Consider the following 24,691-nt stretch of genomic DNA (forward strand, 5'->3'; position numbering starts at 1 on the left):
CAGTGACAGCAGCCATCACGACGCAAATGGCGCCTTCGATCGGGTGCCGATAAGTACCCATTGTGGCGTTGTCCAGCACCTTCATCCGCACAACTACTTGACACCTAAACTATCTAGGCCTAAATTAATCCCACCAGCAAAGTTCACAGTGGGGACCAGCATGCGCATTGTCTGTATCGGCGGCGGCCCGGCCGGGCTGTACTTCGGCCTGTTGATGAAAAGCCGCAACCCGGCGCACGAGGTCATCGTCGTGGAGCGCAACCGCCCGTACGACACATTCGGCTGGGGCGTGGTGTTCTCCGACCAGACGCTCGGCAACCTGCGCGCCGCCGACGCCCCAAGCGCCGACGCAATACTCGACGCGTTCAATCATTGGGATGACATCGAAATCCATTTCCGCGGACGCCAGGTGCGCTCGTCCGGCCACGGCTTTTGCGGCATAGGTCGCAAGCGCCTGCTGAATATCCTGCAGGCACGTTGCGAGGAACTGGGCGTTAAGCTCGTGTTCGAAACGCAGGTCACCGACGACACCGAATACCACGCCGATCTCATCGTCGCGTGCGACGGAGCGAACAGCGCAATTCGTCAAAAATACGCGTCGACCTATAAGCCCAATGTGGACATGCGCGATTGCCGCTTCGTCTGGCTCGGCACGCGAAAGCTGTTCGACGCCTTCACATTCGCGTTTGAAGAAACGGAGTTCGGCTGGTTTCAGGCGCACGCCTATCGTTTTGACGATCAAACGTCCACGTTCATTGTCGAAACGCCGGAGCGTGTGTGGCGCGCCGCCGGACTCGACGACATGAGCAAGGAAGAGAGCATTGCATTCTGCGAAAAGCTTTTCGCGAAGTATTTGGACGGCAATGCGCTATTGTCGAACGCCGCGCATTTGCGAGGCTCGTCGCAATGGATCCGTTTCCCGCGCGTCGTCAATGAAGAATGGGTGCATTGGCGCAGCAATGCCGACGGCACGCAAACGCCAGTCGTGCTAATGGGCGACGCCGCGCACACCGCGCATTTCTCAATTGGCTCAGGCACCAAGCTCGCGCTCGAAGATTCGATCGAACTCGCCAATAGCATCGGCGCGCATCCTGGCGATTTGCATGCCGCGTTAAAGCATTACACGGACGTGCGCAGCGTCGACGTATTGCGCATTCAGAACGCCGCCCGCAATTCGACCGAATGGTTCGAGCATGTGGACCGCTACACATCGTTCGAGCCGGACCAGTTCGCTTATTCGCTGCTCACGCGCTCGCAGCGCATCTCGCATGAGAACCTGCGCGAGCGCGACGCGCGCTATGTGTCCAGCTTCGAAGATTGGCTCGCACGGCGTTCAGGCGTAGAGCGCGCGCCGCAAAAACATTCCATCCCGCCAATGTTCACTCCATTCACGTTGCGCGGCGTCACGCTGAAGAACCGCGTTGTCGTTTCGCCAATGGCACAGTACTCAGCCGTCGACGGAATCGCCGGCGACTATCACCTGGTGCATCTCGGCGCACGCGCAATGGGCGGCGCCGCGCTCGTTATGACCGAGATGACATGCGTGTCGCCCGAAGCGCGCATCACGCCCGGGTGCCCCGGCATGTATGCGTCGGCGCACCTCGCCGCATGGAAGCGTATTGTCGATCTCGTGCACGGTCAGTCCAACGCCAGGATCGGCATCCAGCTCGGGCATTCCGGCGCGAAAGGATCGACGCGTGTGGCCTGGGAAGGCATCGACCAGCCGCTGGCCGAAGGCAACTGGCCGCTCGTCTCGGCATCGCCGCAGCAGTATTTGCCGGGCATCAGCCAGCATTCGCGCGAAGCGACCCACGACGAGCTCCGCGAAATAGAAGCGCAGTTCGTGCGCGCGACGCAGATGTCGGCCGAAGCGGGATTCGACTGGCTCGAATTGCACTGCGCACACGGCTATTTTCTGTCGAGCTTCCTCTCGCCGCTGACCAACCACCGCACCGACGAATACGGCGGCTCGCTGGAGAACCGTCTACGTTATCCGCTGCAGGTCTTCAAGGCGATTCGCGCAGTCTGGCCGCAGGACAAGCCAATTTCGGTGCGTATTTCAGCGAACGATTGGGTCGAAGGCGGCACCACGCCCGACGACGCCGTGCAGATCGCGCGCGCGTTCAAGCGAGCGGGCGCAGACATGATCGACGTGTCGTCGGGTCAGGTCAGCAAAGACGAAAGGCCCGTATACGGCCGCATGTTCCAGACGCCGTTCGCCGACCGCGTACGAAACGAAGCGGGCATCGCAACCATTGCCGTGGGCGCGATTTCGGAGGCGGACCACGTGAATAGCATTATCGCGGCGGGCCGCGCCGATCTGTGCGCGATCGCGCGTCCGCATCTCGCGAATCCATCGTGGACGTTGAACGAGGCCGCAAAAATAGGCTACTTCGACGTGACATGGCCGAACCAGTACACCGCCGCGAAGTCGCAACTCGAACGCAATCTGGAACGTGAACGCGCGCAGGTTGCGGCCAATGCCGGCCTCTCGGCGCAAGAGCGCGCACAGCGCGCGGAAGGAACCACGTGAACTCGATTCAATCCTCCCTCGCGGGACAACATGCCGTTGTCACCGGCGGCGGCAGCGGCATCGGCGCCGCCATTGCCGAAGCGCTGCTGCAGGCCGGCGCGCGCGTTACGCTGATGGGCCGCAATTTAGAGCGGCTAGAAGCTCAGCGTGAAAAATGCCGCGCATGGGGCGACGTTGCATGCATTACCGTCGATGTCACCCAAGAAGAGTCCGTTGCAAGAGCATTCAACGAAGCTGGCGCCGTCGACATACTCATTAACAACGCGGGCCAGGCACAAGCCGCGCCGTTCACGCATACCGACATGACGCTATGGCAGCGCATGCTCGACGTGAACCTCACCGGCGTTTTCCTCGGCACGCGCGCCGTGCTGCCGGGCATGCTCGAACGCAGACACGGGCGCATCGTCAACGTGGCGAGTACGGCGAGTCAAATTGGCTATGCGTATGTCGCCGCATATTGCGCAGCGAAGCACGGCGTGATCGGTCTCACGCGCTCGCTCGCGCTTGAAGTCGCCACAAAGGGCGTGACGGTCAACGCCGTTTGCCCCGGCTATACCGAGACCGAACTGCTGCACGCGTCGCTCCAGCAAATCACCAGCAAGACGTCGCGCACGGAAGAGCAGGCGCGCGAAAGCCTGCTTCGCTCGAATCCGCAACATCGCTTCGTGAGTCCGGAACAGGTTGCCAATGCCGTGCTGTGGCTGTGTCAACCGGGTTCCGATGCAATCACGGGGCAATCCGTTTCCATCTCCGGTGGAGAAGTAATGTGACCAGGTCAGTCAACGTCAAGAAGATTGCAGCAAACGACGCGAAGGCAGCAGAAACAAAAGCGCACCGGAAAGGCGTTGCGAAGCCCGCGGAGAACGTCGTGGATCTGGAAATGAGCACCGGGGCGGACAGTCACATGGGCTTGCGTTTGTGGCTGCGCATGCTGACCACGACGAACCTCGTGCAAGCCGAACTGCGCAAGCGTCTGCGTAACGAATTCGACACTACGTTGCCGCGTTTCGACCTGATGGCCCAACTCGAGCGTCATCCCGAAGGACTCAAGATGACGGAACTGTCCCGACGCCTGATGGTGACGGGCGGCAACGTGACCGGCATTACTGATCAGCTGGAGAAAGAAGGTTTGGTCTCGCGCGATACCGACCCCAACGATCGCCGCTCGATCAGCGTGTGCCTTACGCCCGCAGGCCGCAAAGCGTTCGACAGGATGGCGGTCGCGCATGAGCAATGGGTCGTTGAACTATTCGGCGGGCTCAGTCTCGAGGAAAAGTCGCGTACGCATCAACGGCTCGGGAAATTGAAGAAACATCTGCTGGACAGTTTGAAAGACTAACGCCCAGCGACAGGAGACACAAACATGCCACATTCAAATGCCGACGCGCTGTTGGCCGGTAATCGCCTGACGCTCGCAGGTTACGAAGCGCAGCACTTCGGCTGGTCGGTCGCGAACAAAGTCGCGACCATCACGTTGAACCGGCCGGAGCGCAAAAATCCGCTTACTTTCGAATCGTATGCCGAGCTGCGCGATCTGTTCCGCCAGCTCACGTATGCGACCGACGTGAAGGCCGTTGTGATCCACGGCGCGGGCGAAAACTTCTGCTCGGGCGGCGACGTGCACCACATCATCGCACCGCTGATCGATCTGCCGATGCCTGAACTGCTCCTCTTCACGCGCATGACAGGCGACCTTGTCAAAGCTATGCGCCATTGTCCGCAGCCGGTGATTGCAGCGATCGACGGCGTATGCGCCGGCGCGGGCGCGATTCTCGCGATGGCCTCGGACATGCGTCTCGGCACCGCACGCAGCAAGCTCGCATTTCTGTTTTCGCGCGTCGGCCTCGCGGGTTGCGATATGGGCGCGTGCTCGATCCTGCCGCGCATCATCGGTCAAGGGCGCGCCGCCGAACTGCTCTTCACGGGACGCTCCGCTAGCGGCGACGAAGGCTACGCATGGGGCTTCTATAACCGGCTTTGCGAGCCTTCTGGACTTCTCGAAGAGGCGCAACAGCTTGCGGCCGATCTCGCCGCCGGTCCGACCTTCGCGCACGGCATCACCAAGAAGATGCTGCACCAGGAATGGAGCATGAGCATCGACGAAGCGATTGAATCCGAAGCGCAGGCTCAAGCCATTTGCATGAGTACTCGCGATTTCGAGCGCGCTTATCAGGCGTTCGCCGCGAAGTCGCGCCCCGTGTTCGAGGGAGACTGAGTTGAGCGCAGAAAGAAAAGTGGATCTGCACAGTGCGCTCGCGTGGCCTTTTTTCGAGCCACGTCATCGCGAACTGGCTGCGGGTATCGAAGCATGGTGTCGCGCGAATTTATCGCACGTTGAACACGGCGATGTGGATTCCACCTGTCGTCAACTGGTGCGCGAACTCGGCACTGCCGGCTGGTTGAAATATGGCGTGGGCGGCGTGGGCTATGGCGGCCACGGCGACACGATCGACACGCGCGCCGTCTGTCTGCTGCGCGAAACGCTAGCCAGGCATTCGGGCCTCGCCGACTTCGCTCTCGCGATGCAAGGGCTCGGCTCCGGCGCGATCTCGCTCGGCGGCACGCATGAACAGAAAACGCGCTACTTGCCGCGCGTGGCGAACGGCACCGCAATTGCGGCGTTCGCGTTGTCAGAACCGGAAGCCGGATCGGACGTCGCTGCAATGTCGCTCGCAGCACGCGAAGACGGTGACGCCTATGTGCTCGACGGCGACAAGACGTGGATCTCGAACGGTGGCATTGCCGATTTTTACGTGGTCTTTGCACGCACCGGAGAAGCGCCCGGCGCACGCGGCATAAGCGCGTTCATTGTCGATGCAGATACGCCGGGACTGGAAATCGCCGAACGCATCGACGTGATTGCGCCGCATCCCCTTGCGCGCCTGCATTTCGCAGGCGCGCGCGTGCCGCGCAGCCAGATGCTCGGCGCACCCGGCGAAGGCTTCAAGCTGGCAATGCGCACGCTCGATATCTTCCGCACCTCCGTGGCGGCTGCTTCGCTCGGCTTCGCGCGACATGCAATGGCCGAGGGACTGGCACGAGCGGCATCGCGCAAAATGTTCGGCCAGACCTTGGGCGATTTTCAACTGACGCAAGCGAAGCTCGCGCAAATGGCGTTGACCATAGACAGTAGTGCGCTGCTCGTCTATCGCGCGGCATGGTTGCGCGATCAGGGCGAAAGCGTGACCCGCGAAGCAGCCATGGCCAAGTGGCACGCGAGCGAAGGCGCCCAGCAGGTGATCGACGCCGCCGTTCAACTTTACGGCGGCATGGGTGTGCAAAGCGGCGTCGCCGTCGAAATGCTGTACCGGGAGATTCGCGCACTGCGTATCTACGAAGGTGCGACGGAAGTGCAGCAATTGATCGTGGGCCGCGATCTGTTGAAAGAGCATGCGGCGGCAAGCGCTGGAGAACACGCGAAATGACCACGCACTTCGAAAGGCCCATACGTATCCGCTTTTCGCACTGCGACCCTGCGGGCATCGTATTCTTTCCGCAATATCTGGTGATGACCAATGCCCTCGTGGAGGACTGGTTCAACGAGGGTTTGCACGTCGACTATGCGCAGATGATCAGCCAGCGCCGGATCGGCCTGCCGATCGTCAAACTGGAGTGCGAGTTTTCGCGGCCCAGTCAGATGGGCGAGACAATCATGCTGACGCTAACCGTTGCCGCAATTGGCCGGCGCTCGATCACCATCGATATTCTCGGTCACTGCAACGGCGAGGCGCGGTTTCAAGCAAAGCAGGTGCTCGTCACAACCTCGCTGGAAAGCGGCCGTTCGATCGACATTCCTACCGACATCGTCAACGCACTGGCGAGATTCGCTCCACAGTCCGAATTCAGCGAGGCGCAACGCACATGAAAAAAGCTCTTCTTCCCGCCGGCTGGGTCAAGCCGCGCGGTTACGCGAACGGCGTCGCGGCAGTCGGCACGCAAGTGTTCATTGCAGGCCAGATCGGCTGGAATGAAGAGGCGCGCTTTCAGACCTCCGACTTCGCGGGCCAGGCTATTCAGGCGCTCAAGAATGTACTGGCCGTGCTGCACGAAGCGGGCGGCACGCCCGAGCATCTGGTGCGCCTCACGTGGTACGTGACTGATAAGCGCGAGTACCTCGCTTCGCTAAAGGAAATAGGCCGTGCGTTTCGCGAGTTGATCGGCGACTACGACATCGCAATGAGCGCAGTGCAAGTGGTCGCGTTGATCGAAGACAAAGCCAAGGTCGAGATCGAAGCAACCGCCGTCGTTCCGCAGTAAGGACACGCAGCCCTCGTCAACTGAAGCGCATAGAGCCGGCTTGAAACCGGGGAGACCACGATGGAACCGTCAGCACACGTCGATACTTTCGCGCGCGACAATCTTCCGCCGCAGGATCAATGGCCTGTTTTTCTGCTCGACAATCCAGATGTCGCTTATCCGGCGCGTTTCAACTGCGCGACGGAACTTCTGGACAGGACGATCGAAGCAGGTCATGGCGAGCGTACAGCTGTCTGGTCACTGGTCGACGGCGAGCCGCGTGCTACGAGCTACAACGAATTGCTTGCGATGGTCAATCGCAGCGCGCACGTGCTCGTCGATGAGATGGGTTTGCAACCGGGTAATCGCATTCTGTTGCGCGGGCCTAATACATTGCAAATGGCGGTTGCTGCACTCGCTGCGCTGAAGGTGGGCCTGGTTGCCGTGCCGACCATGCCGCTGCTGCGCGCGAAGGAGTTGAAGCAGATCATCGTAAAGGCGCAAGTGAGTGCCGCGCTGTGCGATGCGCGCCTGACCGAAGAACTCGCGCGTTGCAGCAATCCGCAGGACGAATTTTATTGTGCTGACCTGAAGCAAACGCTGCTGTTTCATGACGACGCAGTGGATTCACTCGATACGCTCGCGGTCAACAAGCCCGTCGACTTCGCCGCATGCGATACCGCAGCCGACGACGTGTGCCTGATCGCATTCACGAGCGGCACGACGGGCGCGCCGAAAGGCTGCATGCATTTTCATCGCGACGTGCTCGCCATGTGCGATCTGTTTCCGCGTCATGTCCTGAAGCCTTCGGCGAGCGACATATTCTGCGGCACGCCGCCGCTCGCCTTCACATTCGGGCTCGGCGGCTTGCTGTGTTTTCCGCTGCGCGTGGGTGCGTCGACGGTATTGATCGAGAAGCTCACTCCCGAGACGCTATTGCAGACGGTCGAGCGCTTTCACGCAACCATCATGTTCACGGCGCCGACCTTCTATCGGCAGATGGCACCGCTCGTCGCGCGTTACGATGTGTCGAGCTTGCAAAAAACCGTGTCGGCTGGCGAGGCGTTGCCCGATTCGACGCGGCGTTTGTGGCGCGACGCCACTGGCATCGACATGATCGACGGTATTGGCGGCACCGAGTTGATCCACATTTTTATTTCGGCGCAGGGTGACGAGATACGACCGCATGCAATTGGCCGCGCGGTGCCGGGCTACGTCGTGCAAGCCGTGGACGATGCAATGCAACCCGTGGCGCCCGGCACGATCGGCAAGCTCGCGGTGCGCGGGCCGACAGGTTGCCGTTATCTCGCAGACGAACGGCAATTGAAATTCGTGCGGGACGGCTGGAATTTGCCGGGCGATTCGGTCTATCTCGACGCAGACGGCTACGTTTTCTACCAGGCGCGCGCCGACGACATGATCGTCTCAGCCGGCTACAACATTTCGGGTCCCGAGGTAGAAAGCGTTTTGCTGCAACATGAAGCGGTGGCGGAATGCGGCGTAGTAGGCGTGCCGGATGAAACGCGCGGGCAAATCGTGAAGGCGTTCGTGGTGCTGAACCCCGGCTATACGCGCGACGACAATCTCGTCGCGCAACTGCAGGACTTCGTGAAGAATGCGGTGGCGCCGTATAAGTATCCGCGCGTCGTCGCTTTTGTCGATTCACTGCCGCGCACTGAAACAGGCAAACTCAAGCGCTTCGAATTGCGTACGATGGCGTAGCCTCTTCCTCGCTATTGCTCGCAAACCTCAGGAGACACATCCATGGCAGGCTCTTTCATTGAAGTCGTCGCCCAGGACGGCGGTCGTTTCAACGCCTACGTTGCGCGTCCGGTGCAAGGCTCGGGCCCGGGGCTCGTTCTGCTGCAGGAGATCTTCGGCATCAACGACACGATGAAGGCGACGGCCGACCGCTTCGCCGAGGAAGGCTACGTGGTGCTGGTGCCCGATCTGTTCTGGCGGATAAAGCCGGGCATCGAACTGGGTTACGGCGAAGCCGACATGAAGCAGGCGCTCGACTACCTGAGTCGGTTCGACACCGATCTCGCCGTCGACGACATCGCGGCCACCATTGCCGCATTGCGCGCGATGCCCGAGCAGGCCGGCAAGGTCGGAGCGGTTGGGTACTGCCTGGGCGGCAAGCTCGCATTCCTGAGCGCGGCGCGCACCGATGTCGATTGTGCAGTGAGCTACTACGGCGTGGGCCTCGATGCATATCTGGACGAAGTGCCGGCCGTGCGCTGTCCTATGGTGTTCCATTTCCCCGAAAACGACGCGCTCTGTCCGCCCGAAACGCGCGAACGAATCAGCGCTGCATTGCGCACACGCCCGCAAATCGAGCAATATGTGTACCCCGGTTGCGATCATGCGTTTGCGGCGCCCGCGCGTCCGCAATACGACAAGCCCGCCGCGATGATGGCGTATTCGCGAACGCTTGCGCTGCTGCGCAAAGTGCTGGGACCGGTCTACGATCTGAACGCGCTGTGGGAGGCGCATTGCTATCACGAGTTCGCCACGCGCGACGTGGGATCGGTCATGCCGACAATGGTCGCGCAGCCTTACGTCAATCACGTGCCGACCATGACAGGCGGTGTCGGCCACGACAACCTCAAGCGGTTCTATACACATCACTTCGTCAACTCGAATCCAGCTGATACAAAGCTGATTCCGATTTCGCGGACCATCGGCGCAGACCGTATCGTCGACGAATTCATTTTCAGCTGCACGCATAGTTGCGAAATTGACTGGCTGTTGCCAGGCGTTGCGCCAACGGGAAAATATTTCGAGGTGCCGATGCTCGCGGTCGTGTGCTTCCGCGGCGACAAGCTTTATAACGAGCACATCTATTGGGATCAGGCTAGCGTGCTCGTCCAGGTGGGGTTGCTCGATCCCAAGGGACTGCCGGTGGCCGGCATTGAAAGCGCACGCAAATTGCTGGACGAAACGTTGCCGTCGAATGAATTGATGGGAAGCAAGTCGCGAGTGTGACCAGGTTGGCATGCTGCTAGAGGCCTGTCTCTGCGCAATATCCTTATGATGTGACGTTCCATTGGCCACAACCTATCGACCCATGCTGACCGTCCATCATTTGAATAACTCCCGCTCGCAACGCGTCTTGTGGCTGCTCGAAGAACTCGGCGTGCCGTACGAGGTGAAGCGTTACGAGCGCGATCACAAAACCATGCTCGCGCCGCCCGAGTTGCGCGCGGTGCATCCGCTCGGCAAGTCGCCGGTTATTACCGATGATGGGCTGACCATTGCCGAGTCGGGCGCGATTATCGAATATCTGGTCGGCAGTTGAAGCTGCATCTTGGGTACATCGAGGAGGAATTGAGTAAGAGCGCCTGGTTTGCGGGTGATGAGTTTTCTGCCGCGGATGTGCAGATGAGTTTTCCGCTCGAAGTGGCGACAGCGCGGGGCGGGATGCAACTGCCTGCGGTGACCGCGTTTCCGGAGAGGATTCATGCGCGCGCGGCGTATCGGCGGGCGTTGGAGAGGGGTGGGGAGTATGGGATTGTGGGTGGGGGTGAGGGACGCTCCGGATCAGGCTAGCCAAGCGTGATGAGAAGCAAAAAGGGCAGACAACCTGTCCGCCCTTTTTACTTATGGCTCCGAGTCACTTTCTTATGAATTGTTGCCTGGAGGACTTGGCGGGCTGCCGGTCGGGTCTTGCGTAACCCTCATGTATTGCTTAATGCCCGGTTGACCCAAAGCGATGAGGTTGAGCATGGCGACTCCAAGCCGTCGAGCGAACTCGTCGTCAATCGTTGAGTCGCCTTCATCCCAAACAGGCAGCTCCATTCTTTCAGCCAACAGCGGAGCGAGCTTTGCAACTTCTACGGTACGTACGACCAACTGTTTAAGATCGCTCGTGTAGCTTAAGACTACATCATACGGTTGATGTTTCGCCATCAAGATCCTCGGCATGTTTGGCATCTCTGGGGTGCTCGCACCCACCACAGCGCGAGGCGCATGACATCGAGCATTGGCTTGTAAATTGCCGTGCACATAGGGGGAGGGCCAAGTTGTTCTTGGCCCCTCCCAGTCCGCGTGGTTTCAAGTCATCCTATTCGCGGCTACTTGCGGCTATTCGATTGGATCTTTGGTAATGTTCATGTATTGCTCGATAGCGGGTTGACCAAGTGCGATCAGGGCCAGCATTGCCGCACCGAGCCGTCGCGCGAATGCATCGTCAAGGTTAAATTTGTGCTCGTCGAGCAGAACAGGAATCTCGAGCGCGCCTGCGACGACAGACGTTAGTTTGGCTCGATCAATGGCCTGTAAGGAGAACTCTTGACGGTCTTCGAGGTAGGTCAGAACTACAGAATATGGTGGATGGTTAGCCATTAATAACCTCTACATTCTTGATAGATTTGAAATGCCTTTTGCTTGCACAGAGCGATGGCTCGCGCTCCTCCCATGTACGGCGCTATCGCATTGCACATTGACATGTGAGCATCATACTGCGCGAAGCACTCGCTTTCATGAGCTTCTCTCCCACTACATTTAACCATCCCCCCGCCGTCGCCTCCGGCCGCGAACAGCGCACTATAAAGCGCCGACCGCTTTGCAGGAGCCGACAAGTCCGGCACTAGGCTTGGATAAGGAACCTGCGATTGATCGTTCAGCATCAGCTCTGAGGCCTCGCTCCACTCAGGCAGCGTCGCGCTCAACTCATCGCCGAAAAGCTTGCCCGCGAGCTTGGCTTTCCACGTCATGTAGCATTCGACGCAGAGCGGTGGAATAGATGTGTTCGATCCAGACCTGAGTCCGGTGACATTTGCAGGCGGCGAAATCGGATCATTACCTAGCTCCCAGTTGGTGAGCCAGACATCGATTTCGGCATCGCTGATGGTCTGCGGAAAACCTCCGTTCGTTGAAACTATCGCCGTACGCTTCGATACGCTGCCGTCCGGACCGTAACCATACTGAACCGCCAGATAGCGCGTCTGCTGGCCGTTGGCGGCGCTCGGTTTCTCGTTGTATTCGAAAGAGATACGCGCCCGCGCACGTCGTAGCTGATGCCTGCCTGACCGCTATTTCCTGCAATCTGCGCCGCGCGATTCGAGGCGTCACGAGCCAGCGTTCGCATTTGCCAACCCGAGACAGCGTCGCGCGTCGTCGCGATGTTTCCTCGTATGTCGTATGTGTAACTCCAATCTTCAAGCGTCTTGCCGTCCTGCATGACTGTGGCCGACAGAAGCCGGCCGGCGCCGTCGTAACGTGCACCGACCGTCAACTGGCTGCCTGTCCCAACGGCCTGCATTCCCTGCTCGCCCGTCAGATCGGTTGTTTGAGTTTCGGCGTAACCGGTGACGTTGCCGCTCGAATCGTAGACAAAAGCCCGGACCTTACCCGGCGTAGCCACGACGTGGGGATGCAACGAAGTGCCATCGTTGTACTCAATGGTCGTCACGGTCTTTTTTCCACCGATCGTCGCGACCGCCCGGGTGGGCCGGTTCGCACTATCCCATGTGTACTGGACATCGCCATCAGGCGTCTGTCTCTGCTTCAGATTGCCGGCCGCGTCCCAGTTGCGCGTTACCATCCCGCCTGGCGTGGCGATTGAACGAGGACGCAAGCTATCGAGGACATCGAATGCGTAAGTGCTTACGCCGTACATGTCAGTAAGCGTCGCGCTGCCGCGACCGTAGCTGAACGTCGTATTGCGCGTCGTATCGGGATGTGTGACGGAGATCGCGCGTCCGCTGTCGTCATAGGTCCACGTTGCGGTTCGAGACCCCGATTCGTCCTTGATTCCAGTCAAAGCGTTGGGGAAGCGCGCATCTTCGTACAGGTACTGATGAACATAACCGTCCGGTTGCGTCACCGAAGCAAGATTTCCTTTGGCATCGTACGAATACCTCGTGGTTTGACCGGACGGACGTACCATGCTCGTTATGCGGTCGCTACTGTCGTAAGTCAGAGAGATTGTCATTGACGACTGCGCCGTGTTATCGACGGGCCATTGACCCACCGAGTCCACCCGCTGCCTATCGTCGTACGCAAGCTTGCGAATAATGCCCGTCCGCGTACGCTCGAATTCGAACCTGCCCGTGGTATCCGAGTAACCTTCGGTGACACCGAGTAGTTCGTCTTTCAATCTGAAGTAGCCGTCACCAGCTTTCGTCAGCGAAAGCGCCCTATTTCCTTCTGTCGTCCACGCTCCATTGCTCCAATCGAACGTCACTGGTTGCTGGTTACCACGATAGGCAACTATGTGGGGTACGCTTGCCTTCGCCCCGGCCAGATCAATCCTCCGCTGCCAGTTGTTGACCCAGTTGCGCCCCATCATGCTCTGCGCGGTGTCAAACGGCTTCGAAAGGTAGGTGCGCCTAAACACGAGAGGGGAAACATCGCCGCTAGCAAAGTCGGCTTCCGAAAGCGTGACATTGCCCTTTGCTGGCAGCACGGGATCTCCCACAGGACAGGAATCGTCCGGCTGCGGGGGAACCGGCACACCGCCGCAATAGTCTGCGATCCAGTTCGATGCATTGGGGCAGTTGTAGTAATTCATTGCGTTGTACGGATCATCGTTGCCGTTAGACATGGGTGCTGTGCCTGCCACCTGTATGGCGCAAGTCGGCGTTCCAGGAATACCCAACGACTTCTGATAGACCTGCATGCACTGCATGTAAGTGGCGGCGTTGACGTAAGTACCGAACATCAACAAATAAGACATGGCGATAAAGCGGACACGTCGATCCACCAATGCGCCTATACGTTTCCACGCGCTCACGTTTCTCCTTTTAATTGCTAGTTATGGCCGGCGTCGGCGTAGCAACTGTTAAGGAGATTTGAATATCTTTACATGCGACAACTCTTAAAACTACGGTCAGCTTGCACTCGATTGAAATCAGCCCGCCATTCGTCCCTTCTCTGCGTGAGAAGTTGCCTGCGTACCTGTCGTGATTCCCGGCAACGTTAGGAAAATTGCAGAATCGGCGACTTGCGTCTGAGTCCGTCTCGAGGCAGCTTGGACGTCAAAGAAAGTCCACCCGCCCAGGAATTCGTAGTTGTGACGCAAAACTCGCGAGTGCTAGACTGAAAAAACCCTCGCCCTCGACAACTTGCCAATAGCTTGATCAACCTCGCGTTGATCAACATCGCGCCGGGCGGCGAGCCCGTCCGGCATCGCATTGAAACGGCCTACCTATGCTCGAAGCCGCCGGCAATCTCCATCGACCGCGGCACAGGAGCCCTCGCATGACCCATTTCATTCACGGCAACAAACGCTGGCTCGCGCTGATCGTGCTGTGCCTCGGTGTGCTCATGATCGTGCTGGATACGACCATCGTGAACGTCGCTTTGCCGTCTATCGCTGCGGATCTGGGCTTTACGGAAACGTCGCTCGTGTGGGTCGTCAACGCGTACATGCTGACCTTCGGCGGCTGTCTGCTGTTGGGCGGACGGCTCGGCGATCTGTACGGTCATCGCAGGCTGTTTCTCGGCGGCATCACGCTGTTCACCGTGGCATCGCTCGCGTGCGGCCTCGCGAACTCGCGGATTTTGCTCGTGTGCGCGCGCGCCGTTCAGGGTTTGGGCGGCGCTATCGTGTCCGCCGTGTCGCTGTCGCTCATCATGAATCTGTTCACCGAGCCCGGCGAACGGGCGAAAGCGATGGGCGTCTATGGCTTCGTCTGCGCGGGCGGCGGCAGCATCGGCGTGCTGCTCGGCGGTCTGTTGACCAACTTGCTCAGCTGGCATTGGATTTTTCTCGTCAATCTGCCGATTGGCATTGCCGTGTACGCGCTGTGCGTCGCGCTGCTGCCTTCCGCACGGGGTCATGCGCACGGCGGACGGCTCGACGTGGCCGGCGCGGTGACGGTCACCGTTTCGCTGATGCTCGCCGTGTATGCCGTGGTCAACGGCAATGAAGGCGGCTGGACTTCGGGTCAAACGCTCGGCTTGTTGCTCGTCGCGCTTGCGTTGCTTGCGGCGTTTCTGATCATCGAATCACGCGTTCAGCATCCGCTGATGCCGCTCGGCCTGTTCCGTCTGCGTAACGTGGCCACGGCGAATGTCGTCGGCGTACTGTGGGCAGCCGCGATGTTCGCGTGGTTCTTTATTTCCGCACTGTATTTGCAGCGCGTGCTGGGCTATCGACCGCTTCAAGTCGGGCTCGCGTTTTTGCCGGCCAACCTCATCATGGCGTTCTTCTCGCTGGGTCTGTCGGCGCGTGTGGTCATGCGCTTCGGCCTGCGTATTCCGCTCACGGCGGGGCTGCTTGTTGCCGCGTGCGGCCTCGCGCTGTTCGCGCGCGCGCCCGTGGGTGGCAGCTTCGTGCTCGATGTGCTGCCGGGCATGATGCTGCTCGGCTTCGGCGCGGGCATCGCCTTCAATCCGATGCTGCTCGCCGCAATGAGCGACGTCGATCCCGCCGACTCGGGGCTTGCGTCGGGCATCGTCAATACGTCGTTCATGATGGGCGGCGCACTGGGCCTCGCGGTGCTCGCGAGTCTCGCGGCCGCGCGCAGCGGCGAGATGCTGGCGACACGAAACGTGCTCGCCGCGCTCAACAGCGGCTATCACGTGGCGTTTGCCTTCGGCGCGATTTTCGCGGCGGCGGCGGGCGTGATTGGCGGCTTGCTGCTGCGTGCTGGACGGCCGGGCGGTGCAGATGCCGCTACTCATGCCGATGTGGACGATGGGCACGGTTTATCCTCGGCTGAGCGTCCTCGCTCTACGGGCAATGCGGCCGCTGCGGAAAACGTCTGAGCATCGCGCAGGGCGCTGGCTGAGCGCATGAGTCAGCTGTGTTGCTTGCGTCGATTGAAAAACAGCAAGCACGATCAAACGCGGCTACGCGCGGCTGGCTAAGCTGGCTTCGTGCTCACATGAGAGTCGCTATGAATCCGGTTGGAAAAGCGCTGTGGTTTATCGAGAGCCACTTTGCCGACGAACTCACGCTCGACGACATCGCCAACTGTGCATGCGTGTCGCGGTTTCACCTCGCCCGTGCTTTTGAGGCGGCGACCGGCGTACCGGTCATGCGCTACGTGCGAGCGCGTCGCTTGAGCGAAGCTGCGCGACGGCTCGCTAATGGTGCGCCGGACATACTGACGGTTGCCATCGACACCGGTTACGGCTCTCATGAAGCATTCACTCGCGCCTTTCGCGAGCAATTCGGACTCACGCCCGAAGCGCTGCGCTCGCGTGGCGATTCGGACAATCTCGTCATCGTGGAGCCGATCAAAATGGATGAAACTCTTCTCACGAATCTGGAGCCACCGCGCTTTGAGGACGGCAAGTCGTTTCTCGTCGCCGGTTTGAGCGCGCGCTATACATGCGAGAGCTCGGCCGCGATTCCATCGCAGTGGCAGCGCTTTAATCAGTACTTCGGCAAAGTGCCTGGCCAGGTGGGCGACGTGGCGTATGGCGTCTGCTACAACGCCGATGACGCCGGCAACATGGACTACCTGTGCGGCGTCGAAGTCAGCGATTTCTCAGCGTTGCCCGACCAGTTCAGTCGCTTGCGCATTGCTGCGCACAGGTATGCGGTGTTCAGTCATCGCGAGCATGTGTCGACGGTGCGGCGCACCTGGAACACGATCTGGAACAAGTGGCTGCCGGCGTCGGGACACCTTCCCGCCGATGCGCCGAACTTCGAGCGCTATGACGAGAAATTTGATCCGGTTAGTGGCATGGGCGGGTTTGAGATATGGTTGCCTTTGCAAAGGTGACTGGGACTGACCGGAAATGCCGAACCGAGGACGCCAGGCAAGATGACAAACATCGACGTTTCAACCATTGGGTTCACAAACAAGACTGCGGAGAAGTTCTTCAGCTTGCTTCGCGGGGCTGGTGTGCGAACACTTCTTGACGTCCGCCTGAACAATACATCTCAGCTGGCAGGCTTTGCAAAGAAGGCGGATTTGAAATTCTTTCTGTTTGAGCTGCTTGGCGCTGAATTTGTGGAGCTACGAGACCTGGCTCCAGAGAAAGGAACACTGAGGCGGTATCAGGACAAAGAGATGACGTGGGCCAGTTACGCTGACGCATATACAGAGTTAATCGCCAAACGGCGTGTGGAAAGCAATCTGGACATTGCGCTGTTCGATCACGGATGCTTGCTATGCAGTGAGGACAAACCCCACCAGTGCCACCGCCGCCTCGCAGTTGAGTACCTGAACTCGCGATGGGACAACAGGCTGAAGGTCTCTCATCTTTACTGAAGCGGAGTGATGAATTGCTCGTTGATTGGCTTTGGCATGCCGCGCGAATACGCGCCACGTCTCTGTGACGAATGGTGACAGATCGACGTGGAAGAACGCTAGGCCTGTCCCTGCTATGCTTCCTGTTGAAAGTTTAACGGGGCCTCAGGCGATCCAATACGCCATGTCCTCGCCAAGCGCCAATCGGCATGCATCCAACGCAACAACAGACGCGACCTTGACCATCCACATCCGCCCCGCCACCGCCGCCCCGCTCATCCTCAACTTCATCACCGGACTCGCGACTTGGCTCGGCAAAAAAGGCCTCTTACATGCGAGCCGACGGTCAGATCAGCGTGGGAACAATCTTCGTGGTGCATTGATGCTTCGTGAACTGACCGAGAATGAAAAGACCTTCATCAAGCTTATTGCCGCTCGGCTCTCGCGAGCGGAAACCATAAAACTTCTTTCCGACCTGGCGAACGCTCACGCGGAGCCGCAGCTTGAGGACGAGTCTCTGATCCTGTTTCACATCGACGGCTACGAACGGCCCCCTTATATCGGCCAGCACACTTTCCCATTTGAGGGAAGGCTGGCTGATGCGGACGGCGAACCTGTCTGCGTCTTGCTGTTTGCGGACCCGGCGAACCGGCTCTTGGAACTTGAGTTCATCCGTTGGGCGGACGGCGAATTGCAGGGCCCAAACTGGACCACATTGCAAATAGTCGAAAAGCCTTCACCGGTTAACGGGTAGCCGCGAGCCTCCGACGAAGGCGCACATTGCCCCTTCCTCGGAGCCCACTGAGCGAAATTGCTTCGCCAGGCTGTTTGTAAGATGTAGGGGGTAATTGGTAAGACTGGGCATAGGTCACGACGCGCTCAATCCGCGGCCTACGCATCCCGGGTAAACTTCAACTTTCTGACCCAGACAGCCGCATCCGCGCACCCACCCTTGACCATCCACATCCGCCCCGCCGTCTCAGCCGACGCCCCGCTCATCCTCAACTTCATCACCGAACTCGCGGTGTACGAAAAGGCCGAGCACGAAGTCGTCGCCACAGTGCAAGACGTCGAAGCAAGCCTCTTCTCCCCCGCATCGACAGCCACGGCGCTCATCTGCGAAATGAACGGCGAGCCCATCGGCTTTTGCGTCTATTTCTTTTCCTACTCGACGTGGCTCGGCAAGAAAGGCCTGTATCTGGAAGACCTGTACGTATCGCCGAAATCGCGTGGCAGCGGCGCCGGCAAACAGATGCTGCGCCACCTCGCGCGCATCGCATGCGAGACCGGCTGTGGCCGCTTTGAATGGAGCGTGCTCGACTGGAATGCGCCCGCAATCGGCTTCTATGAATCGATCGGCGCGAGCGCGCAAAGCGAATGGGTTCGTTACCGGCTCGCGGGCGACGCACTCAGAGCATTTGCCGCAGGCGAAACTTCGAACGCGTCGCCCGTGGCGAAAAACGTCCCACCGGCGACGTAATGGCAGGTGCGAAGATCAGGATCGTCGCCGAAATTCCAGCGGTTGTTCGAGTACACGCGGCTGTCCGCGTAGGCCGCCACCACCTCGCCGATAATCAGATCGTGCCGCTGACTATCGTCGGGAATCACCTTGCATTCCATCCACGTGATGCAGCCGGCCAGCATCGGCACGTCGATTTTTTCCGCAGAGAACGTTTCGAGTTCGAAGGCCGAGAACTTGTCGAGTTCCAGCCCCGCGTTGGTGCCCACGGCAAGCGTCTGCGCGGCGAACTTGCGGCTCGGCAGTTGCAGACCGAACACACCGCTTGCTTCGATCAATTGCCGCGTCAGCGTGCGGCTGTCCACCACGACCACTACCTTGGGCGGGTCGAAGTCGAGCGGCATTGCCCATGAAGCCGCCATGACGTTCGAGCGGCCCTCATGCGCGCTCGTGACAATGGTGACCGGCCCATGATTGAGTAACTGCGTGGCGCGTGGCAATGCCACCGGTTCCCGCGTAACTTTCATACTTTGTTTTGCCCGAAGGTCTGATGTGTCAGGGCGGCAACCCGTGAGCCGCCGCCCTTGCCTGCATCAATGCGGCGCTTTTCCGTTGGGAATCGCGTCCACCGGTTTGTGCTGCTCTTCGCCAAGTCCGGGGAAGAACGCGTTCCATGCAGCTCGTACGCCGTTCGCCGCGGTGGCCTCGGCGTCGATGGGTTCGTCTGCGCCTTTGGCGCCGGCATCAGCGGCGGCTTCGGCACCGTCGGCGGCTGCTGTCGCCTCGCCTTCAGCGTCGCCTACACCCGCCTGCGATGGATCTGCGGAAAGCCCGCGCCAGTGCGTGAACTCATCGTCCGGCTTCTCGGTCCACTCGCCCTTGCCGAATCTGGCGAATGCCGTGTCCCCGCTCGCCAATTGCACCTCGTACCAGCCGTCGCGCGCGGGCAAGTCAGCGGCCAGTTCAAACCACGGGGTCGGTTCGATTTCCTTCATGTCATCTCCAATCGGATAAATCGTCATAGAAAACCACACCAAAGGGATGCTTCATGCCCGGACTGCACAGCCATCCGGCGGCGCGCACCAGACGGCGCGCGGAACATGATGCGGGCGATCCGTCGACATTGCCTGTTCGCAATCGCCGCGCATAAACGACACGATAGCGCGACATGGGCCGCGCGGACAAACGCTAAAACTTACGCCCGGCGCCGACGCGGTTTTTCCATGCCGGCAGCGAGCTCGGACAGGGTCCGCACGGCCGGCGCCAGTTCCTCCGCGGAGGTATTTCCATAGCCGATTACAAGGCCGTTCGTTCCGGCGTGCGGCTCAAGCGCGAATCCCGAAAGCGCACGCGGACTTAACCCTTTCGCAAACGCGCGTTGGATAAGCGCTTGATCGTCGATGCCCGGCGGCATGCGAAGTGTCAAATGCATACCGCAATCGCCGCCCAGTATCTCCGACGACGCGAAGTGTTCGCTAAGCGCTTCGCGCAGCGCTTGCTGCCGCTCACGATACAGCCGTCGCATGCGGCCAAGATGCCGCCCGAACTCGCCGCTCTCCATGAAATGCGCGAGCGCAAGCTGCTCCAGCCGATGCCCGCCACGCAGCATTTCGTACAAGGCCACCTCGACGTGCGCGGCAATTGCCTGCGGCAACACGACAAAGCCGATGCGCGGCGCCGGGAACATCGTCTTGCTGAACGAGCCGACGTACAGAACCGGCGCGTCGTCGACGAGCCCTTGCATGCTCGCAATCGGTTCGCCGGCGTAGCGGAATTCGCCGTCGTAATCGTCCTCGATCAGCCACGCGCCGCAGCGGCGCGCCTCGGCGATCAATTCCAGCCGCCGCGCCACCGACAACACCGCGCCCGTCGGATACTGGTGCGCGGGCGACGTGTAGATCAGTTTCGGCGGATGCGCGCGCCATGCGCCGGACCGCACGGACATGCCTTCAACGTCGACGGGCATGGGTACCGTTGTCAGATCGCCCTGGTTGAAAGCCGCCTTCGCGCCGCGATAACCGGGGTCCTCGATCCACGCGACGTCGCCGGGATTCGTGAAGAGGCGCACGCATAGGTTCAGCGCCTCCTGCGCGCCTTCGGTGATCACGACCTGCGAGCCTTCGCAGCGCACGCCGCGCGCCATCCGCAAATGCGCGGCAATGGCGTCGCGCAACGCCGGCTCACCCGCCGGCGTGCCGTAGCCGAGCGCGAGCGGCAGCGCGCGCTCCATCGAACGTTCCAGCGCGCGCCGCCATGCGGCCAACGGGAAGCGGTCCAGCGCCGGTGTGCCAGGCGTGAGCGGCAACGCAGCATCCACATGCGTGCGCGTCGCCGTGAACTGGCCGACGCGGGCCGCGTAGGCCACTTTCGGCGGGGCAGATCGTGGGGGCGGCTCGCCACGCGCCGCGCGGCTCGACAGCGGACTTACGCGCGTGCCTTTCTTGTCGGCCACCACGTAACCGACTGCCGCCAGGTGCTCATAGGCGATGACCACGGTGTTGCGCGACACGCCCATTTCAGCCGAAAGCAGTCGCGACGACGGCAGCAGCGACCCGGCCGGCAAGCGCCCGCCGAGAATCGCCTGCTGCAAACGCTCGATCAATTGCTTCTGCAGCGGCGCGGGCTTCTGTGCGTCGCCGATACCGACGCCAGCGCCGACGCCGCGGTTCGCGGCTGTATGAGCAAGCGGGCCAATAATCTCGATCATGGACGGCTGGACCTATCAGATGCGGTTACGATGGATCTTTTTAACATACCACGATTGCCGTATCGTTCATGATGTTCTCTGTGACCAACGATAACCCCAGACGCCAGGAGTGCAGACATGGAACCCCGACGTAACGCGTTCGAACAGCCGATCGGAGCCCCGCTGCCCGACTGGAACGGCGCGAGGCCGCCCGCGCGGGCGCCGGTAGCCGGCCGCTATTGCCGGATCGAACCGGTCAACGTCGAAGCTCACGCGGCGGATCTGTTCGACGCATACCGCTCGGCAGCCGATGCCCGTGACTGGACCTATCTCGCAACCGGCCCGTTTGAAACGGTCGACGCCTATCGTGAGCATCTGACGCGCATCGCTGCATCGGCGGATCCGCTGCACTACGCGGTGATCGACGCGGCAAGCGGGAAAGCGGTCGGCACGCTGGCGCTGATGCGGATCGATCCCGCGAACGGCGTGATCGAAGTGGGGCATGTGACCTACTCGCCGCGTCTGAAGCGAACGCGCGTGGCGACCGAAGCCATGTTCCTGCTGATGCAATACGTGTTTGACGAGCTCGGCTACCGGCGCTTCGAATGGAAATGCGATTCGCTGAACGAGCCGTCGCGTGCTGCGGCGTTGCGCTATGGCTTCACGTTCGAGGGAATCTTCCGCCAGGCGATTGTTTATCGTCAGCGCAATCGGGACACCGCATGGTTTTCGGTTATCGACAGAGAATGGCCCGCGCTGCGTCCCAGCTATACGCGTTGGCTGGATAACACGAACTTCGACGCCGAAGGCCGGCAGATCGAGCGGCTAGCGGATCTGATCGAGCGGCAAAAAGCAGCGTCTAACGACGCTCGGTGACACACGCTCGATGGGTTGAATAAGCCGGCTTCGCGCCGGCTTATGTCGTCGCACGAGGTGCGCGCCGAAGCATGATGGTCGGCTGCCCCTTGTATGTCGTGCGAAGGTGCTCGCGATAGCCGACCCTGTGTGCGACTCGCAGCGAGGCTTCATTCTCCGGCGCAACGATGCAAGCCGTCTCCGCTTCTGGCCATGTTTCGTCTGCCCAATTCAACGCGGCACGCACGGCTTCCGTCGCATAACCGTGGCCATGTAGTGCGGGACTCAAAGCCCAGCCGATTTCCGGCGTGCCCGCCAGCGAAGGTTCGATATCGCGCTGATAATCGGCAAACCCCACTTCGCCGACGAAACGGCCGCTTTCCTTCTCGCACACGACCCAATATCCGTAACCGAGCATCGCCCAATGGCCGGCGTAGCGCAGCAAACGCGCCCACACTTCTTCGCGCGTAGAAGGCTTGCCGCCAATATATCGGGTCACCTCGGGATCGGACCACATCGCGTGGCTGTCGGGGAAGTCGTCACGCGTATGAGCGCGTAGGATCAAGCGGGCGGTGGTCAGGGTGGGCGGCTGTGTCGGCATTGAAAGAGCAGCGAAGCGGCGAGTTAGCTCGAAGGCGAGTGCGTTCGATGATCGCAGATTCCTCGCCGAAAAGAATTATTGCGCTTGCCCACGCCGCACTCAAGCCAACTCCAGAAACCGCGCCAGACACGGATTCCGGTTCGCCGGCGACCAGGCTAGCACCTGTTCGACCAACGGCGCGTCCACCAGCGGTTTGAACACCACGCCGGCAAGCTGCGCCTTGCGCATGGAAGCGGGCACGAGCGCGACGCCCACCCCTTCATCGACGAGGCTCAGCACCGTCTGTTGCAGTTGTACTTCGAAGCGAATGTCCGGTTCGAAGCCGCCTGAGCGGCAATGGTCGAGAATCGTCGCGCGTAAAGTGGGCGCCACTTCCGCGGAAGCCAGCACGAACGGCTCGCCGGCGAGTTGCGCGATCTGGAGCCGCCGCGCGCGAGCCCGCGTGTGACCTCGCGATAACGCGACGCAAAGCGGCTCGCGCAAAACCGTGCGCGTGGCGAGTCCCTTGTCGGACACGTGAGGAAACATGATCGCAGCGTCGATGTGCCCCGCCACCACCTGCGCGGCCAGATCGTTCGACACCACTTCCCGCAGATTCAGCGCGACCTCGGGGTACGCCGCGCCGAACGCCCGTGCGTAGCCCGGCACGACGTTATAGGCGGCGCACATCGTGAAGCCAATGGCGAGCTTGCCCGCGTCGCCCCCACGCCGCTGCCTGCGCATTGCTCACCGCCTGTTCGACCGACGCGAGAATCGCCTTTGCATCCGCGTAAAAGCGCTCGCCCGCGGCGGTCAGCGTGACGCTGCGCGCGCTGCGCTCGATCAGCGTCACGCCGAGGCTCGCTTCCAGCGCCGCGAGTTGGCGGCTCAACGGGGGCTGCGACAAGTTCAGGCGCGCCGCCGCCCGCCCAAAATGGCGCGTCTCGGCAAGCGTCACGAAGTAGCGCAACGGCTTGATGTCGATCACATTTCCACCTGACTTGCCTGATTTACCTGAGTTGAGTGACGATGCATAAAAGGTATCGTCGAAAGCAAAAAACGGTATTTGATTGTATCAACGCAAATCACTACGCTGTCGGGTCGCTCTTTCCCAAGCCGTATCGCTCGCGCGCTTCCCACCGATGTTAGCCACTCTCGAAATCCTGCTCCCCGTTTTCGGCCTCATATTCGCGGGCTTTGCCTGTCGGCGGCGCGGCGTGCTCGGGCCAAACTCGGCATCGGAGCTCAATCGCTTCGTGGTCTGGCTCGCGCTGCCCGCGCTGCTGTTCGACACCATGGCGCGCGCCACGTGGGAGCAGTTATACCAGCCGGCGTTTGTCGTCACGTTTTCGATTGCATGCGCTGGCATCTTTGCTGTGATTCTCGTCACGCGGCTGCTGAGCGGTCGGCATCTCGCCGATGCGAGCGTCGACGCGATCGCCGCGTCGTATCCGAACACCGGCTACATCGGCTTTCCGCTCGGCATGATTGCGTTCGGCCAGGCGAGCCTGACACCCACCACCATCGCGACGATACTTGTCGCATGCGTGCTGTTTGCAGGCGCCATCGTGTTGATCGAAGTCGGCTTGCAGACCGAACGCACACCGCACAGGCTCGGCTTGAAAGTGCTGCGCTCGCTGGCGCGCAACCCGCTGATCGTCTCGCCGATTGCCGGCGCGCTGTTTGCCGGTCTGCACGTGGCGATGCCGCCAAGCGCGGAGACGTTCCTGAAGTTGCTGAGCGGCGCGGCCAGTCCTTGCGCGCTGGTCAGCCTCGGCTTGTTCCTCGCCGAAAAGCGTCCGTTCGAATCAGGTACGCGCGGCATTGCGTTGCTGCTGACGCTCGTCAAGCTGGTCGTACAGCCCGCGCTGACATGGTGGCTCGCGGCGCATGTCTTCCGGCTCTCACCCGCGCTGGTCGAAATGGCGGTCGTGCTCGCGGCGCTGCCCACGGGCACCGGCCCGTTCATGCTAGCCGAGTTCTACGAACGCGAAGCGCACATCACATCGCGCACAATTCTGTTATCGACGGTAGGCTCTGTCGTGACGCTGTCGCTCCTGCTGCTATGGATGGGCCATCGCACCTGAACCGAAGCACCGAAGCGCTCGCAGAAATCGCGCTTCTCCATCGTCGAGGCGTCACACGCTAAGATTGAGGCCGCCGGGTCCACGCGAGCCCCGGATATGAC

At 60.7% G+C, this 24,691-nt stretch carries 24 protein-coding genes and 2 pseudogenes; 17 read left to right on the forward strand and 9 right to left on the reverse strand.

The window, feature by feature from the left end; all coding sequences use genetic code 11:
- The first annotated feature begins 160 nt into the window (after positions 1 to 160).
- From RW095_RS13570 to RW095_RS13615, 10 genes and pseudogenes are all read left to right on the forward strand, one after another.
- Positions 161 to 2,533 carry a bifunctional salicylyl-CoA 5-hydroxylase/oxidoreductase gene (locus tag RW095_RS13570; RefSeq protein WP_317019841.1) on the forward strand — a complete coding sequence of 791 codons (2,373 nt, stop codon included), beginning with the start codon at positions 161 to 163 and terminating at the stop codon, positions 2,531 to 2,533.
- The gene (locus RW095_RS13575) at positions 2,530 to 3,303 is read left to right on the forward strand and encodes an SDR family NAD(P)-dependent oxidoreductase (RefSeq protein ID WP_317019489.1); all 774 of its coding nucleotides are present in this window, start codon (positions 2,530 to 2,532) and stop codon (positions 3,301 to 3,303) included. Before RW095_RS13570 ends, RW095_RS13575 begins: the two co-directional genes overlap by 4 nt.
- Positions 3,300 to 3,872 (forward strand): MarR family winged helix-turn-helix transcriptional regulator, encoded by a 573-nt coding sequence (locus tag RW095_RS13580; protein ID WP_317019490.1) that lies wholly within the window; start codon positions 3,300 to 3,302, stop codon positions 3,870 to 3,872. Before RW095_RS13575 ends, RW095_RS13580 begins: the two co-directional genes overlap by 4 nt.
- A gap of 24 nt (positions 3,873 to 3,896) precedes the next feature.
- Complete coding sequence (locus RW095_RS13585) at positions 3,897 to 4,748, forward strand: enoyl-CoA hydratase family protein (protein ID WP_317019491.1); 852 nt, start codon at positions 3,897 to 3,899, stop codon at positions 4,746 to 4,748.
- A 1-nt stretch (position 4,749) separates the two neighbouring features.
- Positions 4,750 to 5,958, forward strand: a complete 1,209-nt coding sequence (locus tag RW095_RS13590) for an acyl-CoA dehydrogenase family protein (RefSeq protein WP_317019492.1) — start codon at positions 4,750 to 4,752, stop codon at positions 5,956 to 5,958.
- A complete protein-coding gene (locus RW095_RS13595; protein WP_317019493.1) occupies positions 5,955 to 6,398 on the forward strand; it encodes an acyl-CoA thioesterase in 444 nt (147 codons plus the stop codon). Before RW095_RS13590 ends, RW095_RS13595 begins: the two co-directional genes overlap by 4 nt.
- Positions 6,395 to 6,790 carry a RidA family protein gene (locus RW095_RS13600; RefSeq protein ID WP_317019494.1) on the forward strand — a complete coding sequence of 132 codons (396 nt, stop codon included), beginning with the start codon at positions 6,395 to 6,397 and terminating at the stop codon, positions 6,788 to 6,790. The genes RW095_RS13595 and RW095_RS13600 overlap by 4 nt, the downstream gene beginning before the upstream one ends.
- Positions 6,791 to 6,850: 60 nt before the next feature.
- Entirely contained in the window at positions 6,851 to 8,491 is a 1,641-nt protein-coding gene (locus RW095_RS13605; RefSeq protein ID WP_317019495.1) for an AMP-binding protein, read from the forward strand.
- 42 nt (positions 8,492 to 8,533) lie between these two features.
- On the forward strand, positions 8,534 to 9,757 hold the full coding sequence (locus RW095_RS13610; protein WP_317019496.1) for a dienelactone hydrolase family protein: 1,224 nt from the start codon (positions 8,534 to 8,536) through the stop codon (positions 9,755 to 9,757).
- A gap of 82 nt (positions 9,758 to 9,839) precedes the next feature.
- A pseudogene (locus tag RW095_RS13615) lies at positions 9,840 to 10,321 on the forward strand (glutathione S-transferase).
- Between the two features lie 72 nt (positions 10,322 to 10,393).
- Here the strand turns inward: RW095_RS13615 and RW095_RS13620 are convergent.
- The 4 genes from RW095_RS13620 to RW095_RS13635 form a co-directional block, all read right to left on the reverse strand.
- Positions 10,394 to 10,681 carry a hypothetical protein gene (locus RW095_RS13620; RefSeq protein WP_317019497.1) on the reverse strand — a complete coding sequence of 96 codons (288 nt, stop codon included), beginning with the start codon at positions 10,679 to 10,681 and terminating at the stop codon, positions 10,394 to 10,396.
- 174 nt (positions 10,682 to 10,855) lie between these two features.
- The gene (locus tag RW095_RS13625) at positions 10,856 to 11,116 is read right to left on the reverse strand and encodes a hypothetical protein (protein WP_317019498.1); all 261 of its coding nucleotides are present in this window, start codon (positions 11,114 to 11,116) and stop codon (positions 10,856 to 10,858) included.
- On the reverse strand, positions 11,116 to 11,487 hold the full coding sequence (locus RW095_RS13630; RefSeq protein WP_317019499.1) for a hypothetical protein: 372 nt from the start codon (positions 11,485 to 11,487) through the stop codon (positions 11,116 to 11,118). Before RW095_RS13630 ends, RW095_RS13625 begins: the two co-directional genes overlap by 1 nt.
- Positions 11,488 to 11,651: 164 nt before the next feature.
- A complete protein-coding gene (locus RW095_RS13635) occupies positions 11,652 to 13,508 on the reverse strand; it encodes a DUF6531 domain-containing protein (RefSeq protein WP_317019500.1) in 1,857 nt (618 codons plus the stop codon).
- Positions 13,509 to 13,975: 467 nt separating this feature from the next.
- Here RW095_RS13635 and RW095_RS13640 point away from each other — a divergent pair, with 467 nt between their 5' ends.
- The 5 genes from RW095_RS13640 (at position 13,976) to RW095_RS13660 (ending at position 18,403) form a co-directional block, all read left to right on the forward strand.
- Positions 13,976 to 15,487, forward strand: coding sequence for a DHA2 family efflux MFS transporter permease subunit (locus RW095_RS13640; protein WP_317019501.1), 1,512 nt, complete (start codon positions 13,976 to 13,978; stop codon positions 15,485 to 15,487).
- A 131-nt stretch (positions 15,488 to 15,618) separates the two neighbouring features.
- The gene (locus tag RW095_RS13645) at positions 15,619 to 16,452 is read left to right on the forward strand and encodes an AraC family transcriptional regulator (protein WP_317019502.1); all 834 of its coding nucleotides are present in this window, start codon (positions 15,619 to 15,621) and stop codon (positions 16,450 to 16,452) included.
- Between the two features lie 42 nt (positions 16,453 to 16,494).
- Positions 16,495 to 16,944 carry a DUF488 domain-containing protein gene (locus RW095_RS13650; RefSeq protein WP_317019503.1) on the forward strand — a complete coding sequence of 150 codons (450 nt, stop codon included), beginning with the start codon at positions 16,495 to 16,497 and terminating at the stop codon, positions 16,942 to 16,944.
- Positions 16,945 to 17,161: 217 nt separating this feature from the next.
- Positions 17,162 to 17,677 carry a DUF6984 family protein gene (locus RW095_RS13655; protein WP_317019504.1) on the forward strand — a complete coding sequence of 172 codons (516 nt, stop codon included), beginning with the start codon at positions 17,162 to 17,164 and terminating at the stop codon, positions 17,675 to 17,677.
- A 198-nt stretch (positions 17,678 to 17,875) separates the two neighbouring features.
- Positions 17,876 to 18,403, forward strand: a complete 528-nt coding sequence (locus tag RW095_RS13660) for a GNAT family N-acetyltransferase (protein WP_128589118.1) — start codon at positions 17,876 to 17,878, stop codon at positions 18,401 to 18,403.
- Here the strand turns inward: RW095_RS13660 and RW095_RS13665 are convergent.
- From RW095_RS13665 to pdxR, 3 genes are all read right to left on the reverse strand, one after another.
- The gene (locus tag RW095_RS13665) at positions 18,310 to 18,909 is read right to left on the reverse strand and encodes a flavin reductase family protein (protein ID WP_317019505.1); all 600 of its coding nucleotides are present in this window, start codon (positions 18,907 to 18,909) and stop codon (positions 18,310 to 18,312) included. The two genes, RW095_RS13660 and RW095_RS13665, sit on opposite strands and share 94 nt — an antisense overlap.
- A 66-nt stretch (positions 18,910 to 18,975) precedes the next feature.
- A complete protein-coding gene (locus RW095_RS13670; protein WP_317019506.1) occupies positions 18,976 to 19,377 on the reverse strand; it encodes a hypothetical protein in 402 nt (133 codons plus the stop codon).
- A 200-nt stretch (positions 19,378 to 19,577) separates the two neighbouring features.
- Positions 19,578 to 21,089, reverse strand: a complete 1,512-nt coding sequence (pdxR, locus tag RW095_RS13675; protein ID WP_317019507.1) for a MocR-like pyridoxine biosynthesis transcription factor PdxR — start codon at positions 21,087 to 21,089, stop codon at positions 19,578 to 19,580.
- Between the two features lie 117 nt (positions 21,090 to 21,206).
- Between pdxR and RW095_RS13680 the strand changes: the two genes are divergently transcribed.
- Positions 21,207 to 21,944, forward strand: coding sequence for a GNAT family N-acetyltransferase (locus tag RW095_RS13680; protein WP_317019508.1), 738 nt, complete (start codon positions 21,207 to 21,209; stop codon positions 21,942 to 21,944).
- A gap of 40 nt (positions 21,945 to 21,984) precedes the next feature.
- Here RW095_RS13680 and RW095_RS13685 read toward each other — a convergent pair whose 3' ends face one another.
- Positions 21,985 to 22,524: a GNAT family N-acetyltransferase gene (locus RW095_RS13685; RefSeq protein WP_317019509.1), complete on the reverse strand. Its 540-nt coding sequence runs from the start codon at positions 22,522 to 22,524 to the stop codon at positions 21,985 to 21,987.
- A 99-nt stretch (positions 22,525 to 22,623) separates the two neighbouring features.
- Positions 22,624 to 23,491: pseudogene (locus tag RW095_RS13690) on the reverse strand (LysR family transcriptional regulator).
- Between the two features lie 154 nt (positions 23,492 to 23,645).
- Here RW095_RS13690 and RW095_RS13695 point away from each other — a divergent pair.
- Positions 23,646 to 24,590 carry an AEC family transporter gene (locus tag RW095_RS13695; RefSeq protein WP_317019510.1) on the forward strand — a complete coding sequence of 315 codons (945 nt, stop codon included), beginning with the start codon at positions 23,646 to 23,648 and terminating at the stop codon, positions 24,588 to 24,590.
- Positions 24,591 to 24,691: the final 101 nt, after the last annotated feature.

This window comes from Paraburkholderia kirstenboschensis, assembly GCF_032806925.1.
Lineage (GTDB): Bacteria > Pseudomonadota > Gammaproteobacteria > Burkholderiales > Burkholderiaceae > Paraburkholderia > Paraburkholderia kirstenboschensis.

Bases quoted from the DNA above. Each gene is read 5' to 3' on its own strand.
- RW095_RS13600 (WP_317019494.1), top strand. From the start codon at position 6,395: ATGAAAAAAGCTCTTCTTCCCGCCGGCTGGGTCAAGCCGCGCGGTTAC.
- pdxR (WP_317019507.1), bottom strand. From the start codon at position 21,089: ATGATCGAGATTATTGGCCCGCTTGCTCATACAGCCGCGAACCGCGGC.
- RW095_RS13670 (WP_317019506.1), bottom strand. From the start codon at position 19,377: ATGAAGGAAATCGAACCGACCCCGTGGTTTGAACTGGCCGCTGACTTG.
- RW095_RS13695 (WP_317019510.1), top strand. From the start codon at position 23,646: ATGTTAGCCACTCTCGAAATCCTGCTCCCCGTTTTCGGCCTCATATTC.
- RW095_RS13630 (WP_317019499.1), bottom strand. From the start codon at position 11,487: ATGACGTGGAAAGCCAAGCTCGCGGGCAAGCTTTTCGGCGATGAGTTG.
- RW095_RS13665 (WP_317019505.1), bottom strand. From the start codon at position 18,909: ATGAAAGTTACGCGGGAACCGGTGGCATTGCCACGCGCCACGCAGTTA.
- RW095_RS13620 (WP_317019497.1), bottom strand. From the start codon at position 10,681: ATGGCGAAACATCAACCGTATGATGTAGTCTTAAGCTACACGAGCGAT.
- RW095_RS13585 (WP_317019491.1), top strand. From the start codon at position 3,897: ATGCCACATTCAAATGCCGACGCGCTGTTGGCCGGTAATCGCCTGACG.
- RW095_RS13650 (WP_317019503.1), top strand. From the start codon at position 16,495: ATGACAAACATCGACGTTTCAACCATTGGGTTCACAAACAAGACTGCG.
- RW095_RS13570 (WP_317019841.1), top strand. From the start codon at position 161: ATGCGCATTGTCTGTATCGGCGGCGGCCCGGCCGGGCTGTACTTCGGC.
- RW095_RS13645 (WP_317019502.1), top strand. From the start codon at position 15,619: ATGAATCCGGTTGGAAAAGCGCTGTGGTTTATCGAGAGCCACTTTGCC.
- RW095_RS13685 (WP_317019509.1), bottom strand. From the start codon at position 22,524: ATGCCGACACAGCCGCCCACCCTGACCACCGCCCGCTTGATCCTACGC.
- RW095_RS13640 (WP_317019501.1), top strand. From the start codon at position 13,976: ATGACCCATTTCATTCACGGCAACAAACGCTGGCTCGCGCTGATCGTG.
- RW095_RS13610 (WP_317019496.1), top strand. From the start codon at position 8,534: ATGGCAGGCTCTTTCATTGAAGTCGTCGCCCAGGACGGCGGTCGTTTC.
- RW095_RS13680 (WP_317019508.1), top strand. From the start codon at position 21,207: ATGGAACCCCGACGTAACGCGTTCGAACAGCCGATCGGAGCCCCGCTG.
- RW095_RS13625 (WP_317019498.1), bottom strand. From the start codon at position 11,116: ATGGCTAACCATCCACCATATTCTGTAGTTCTGACCTACCTCGAAGAC.
- RW095_RS13595 (WP_317019493.1), top strand. From the start codon at position 5,955: ATGACCACGCACTTCGAAAGGCCCATACGTATCCGCTTTTCGCACTGC.
- RW095_RS13605 (WP_317019495.1), top strand. From the start codon at position 6,851: ATGGAACCGTCAGCACACGTCGATACTTTCGCGCGCGACAATCTTCCG.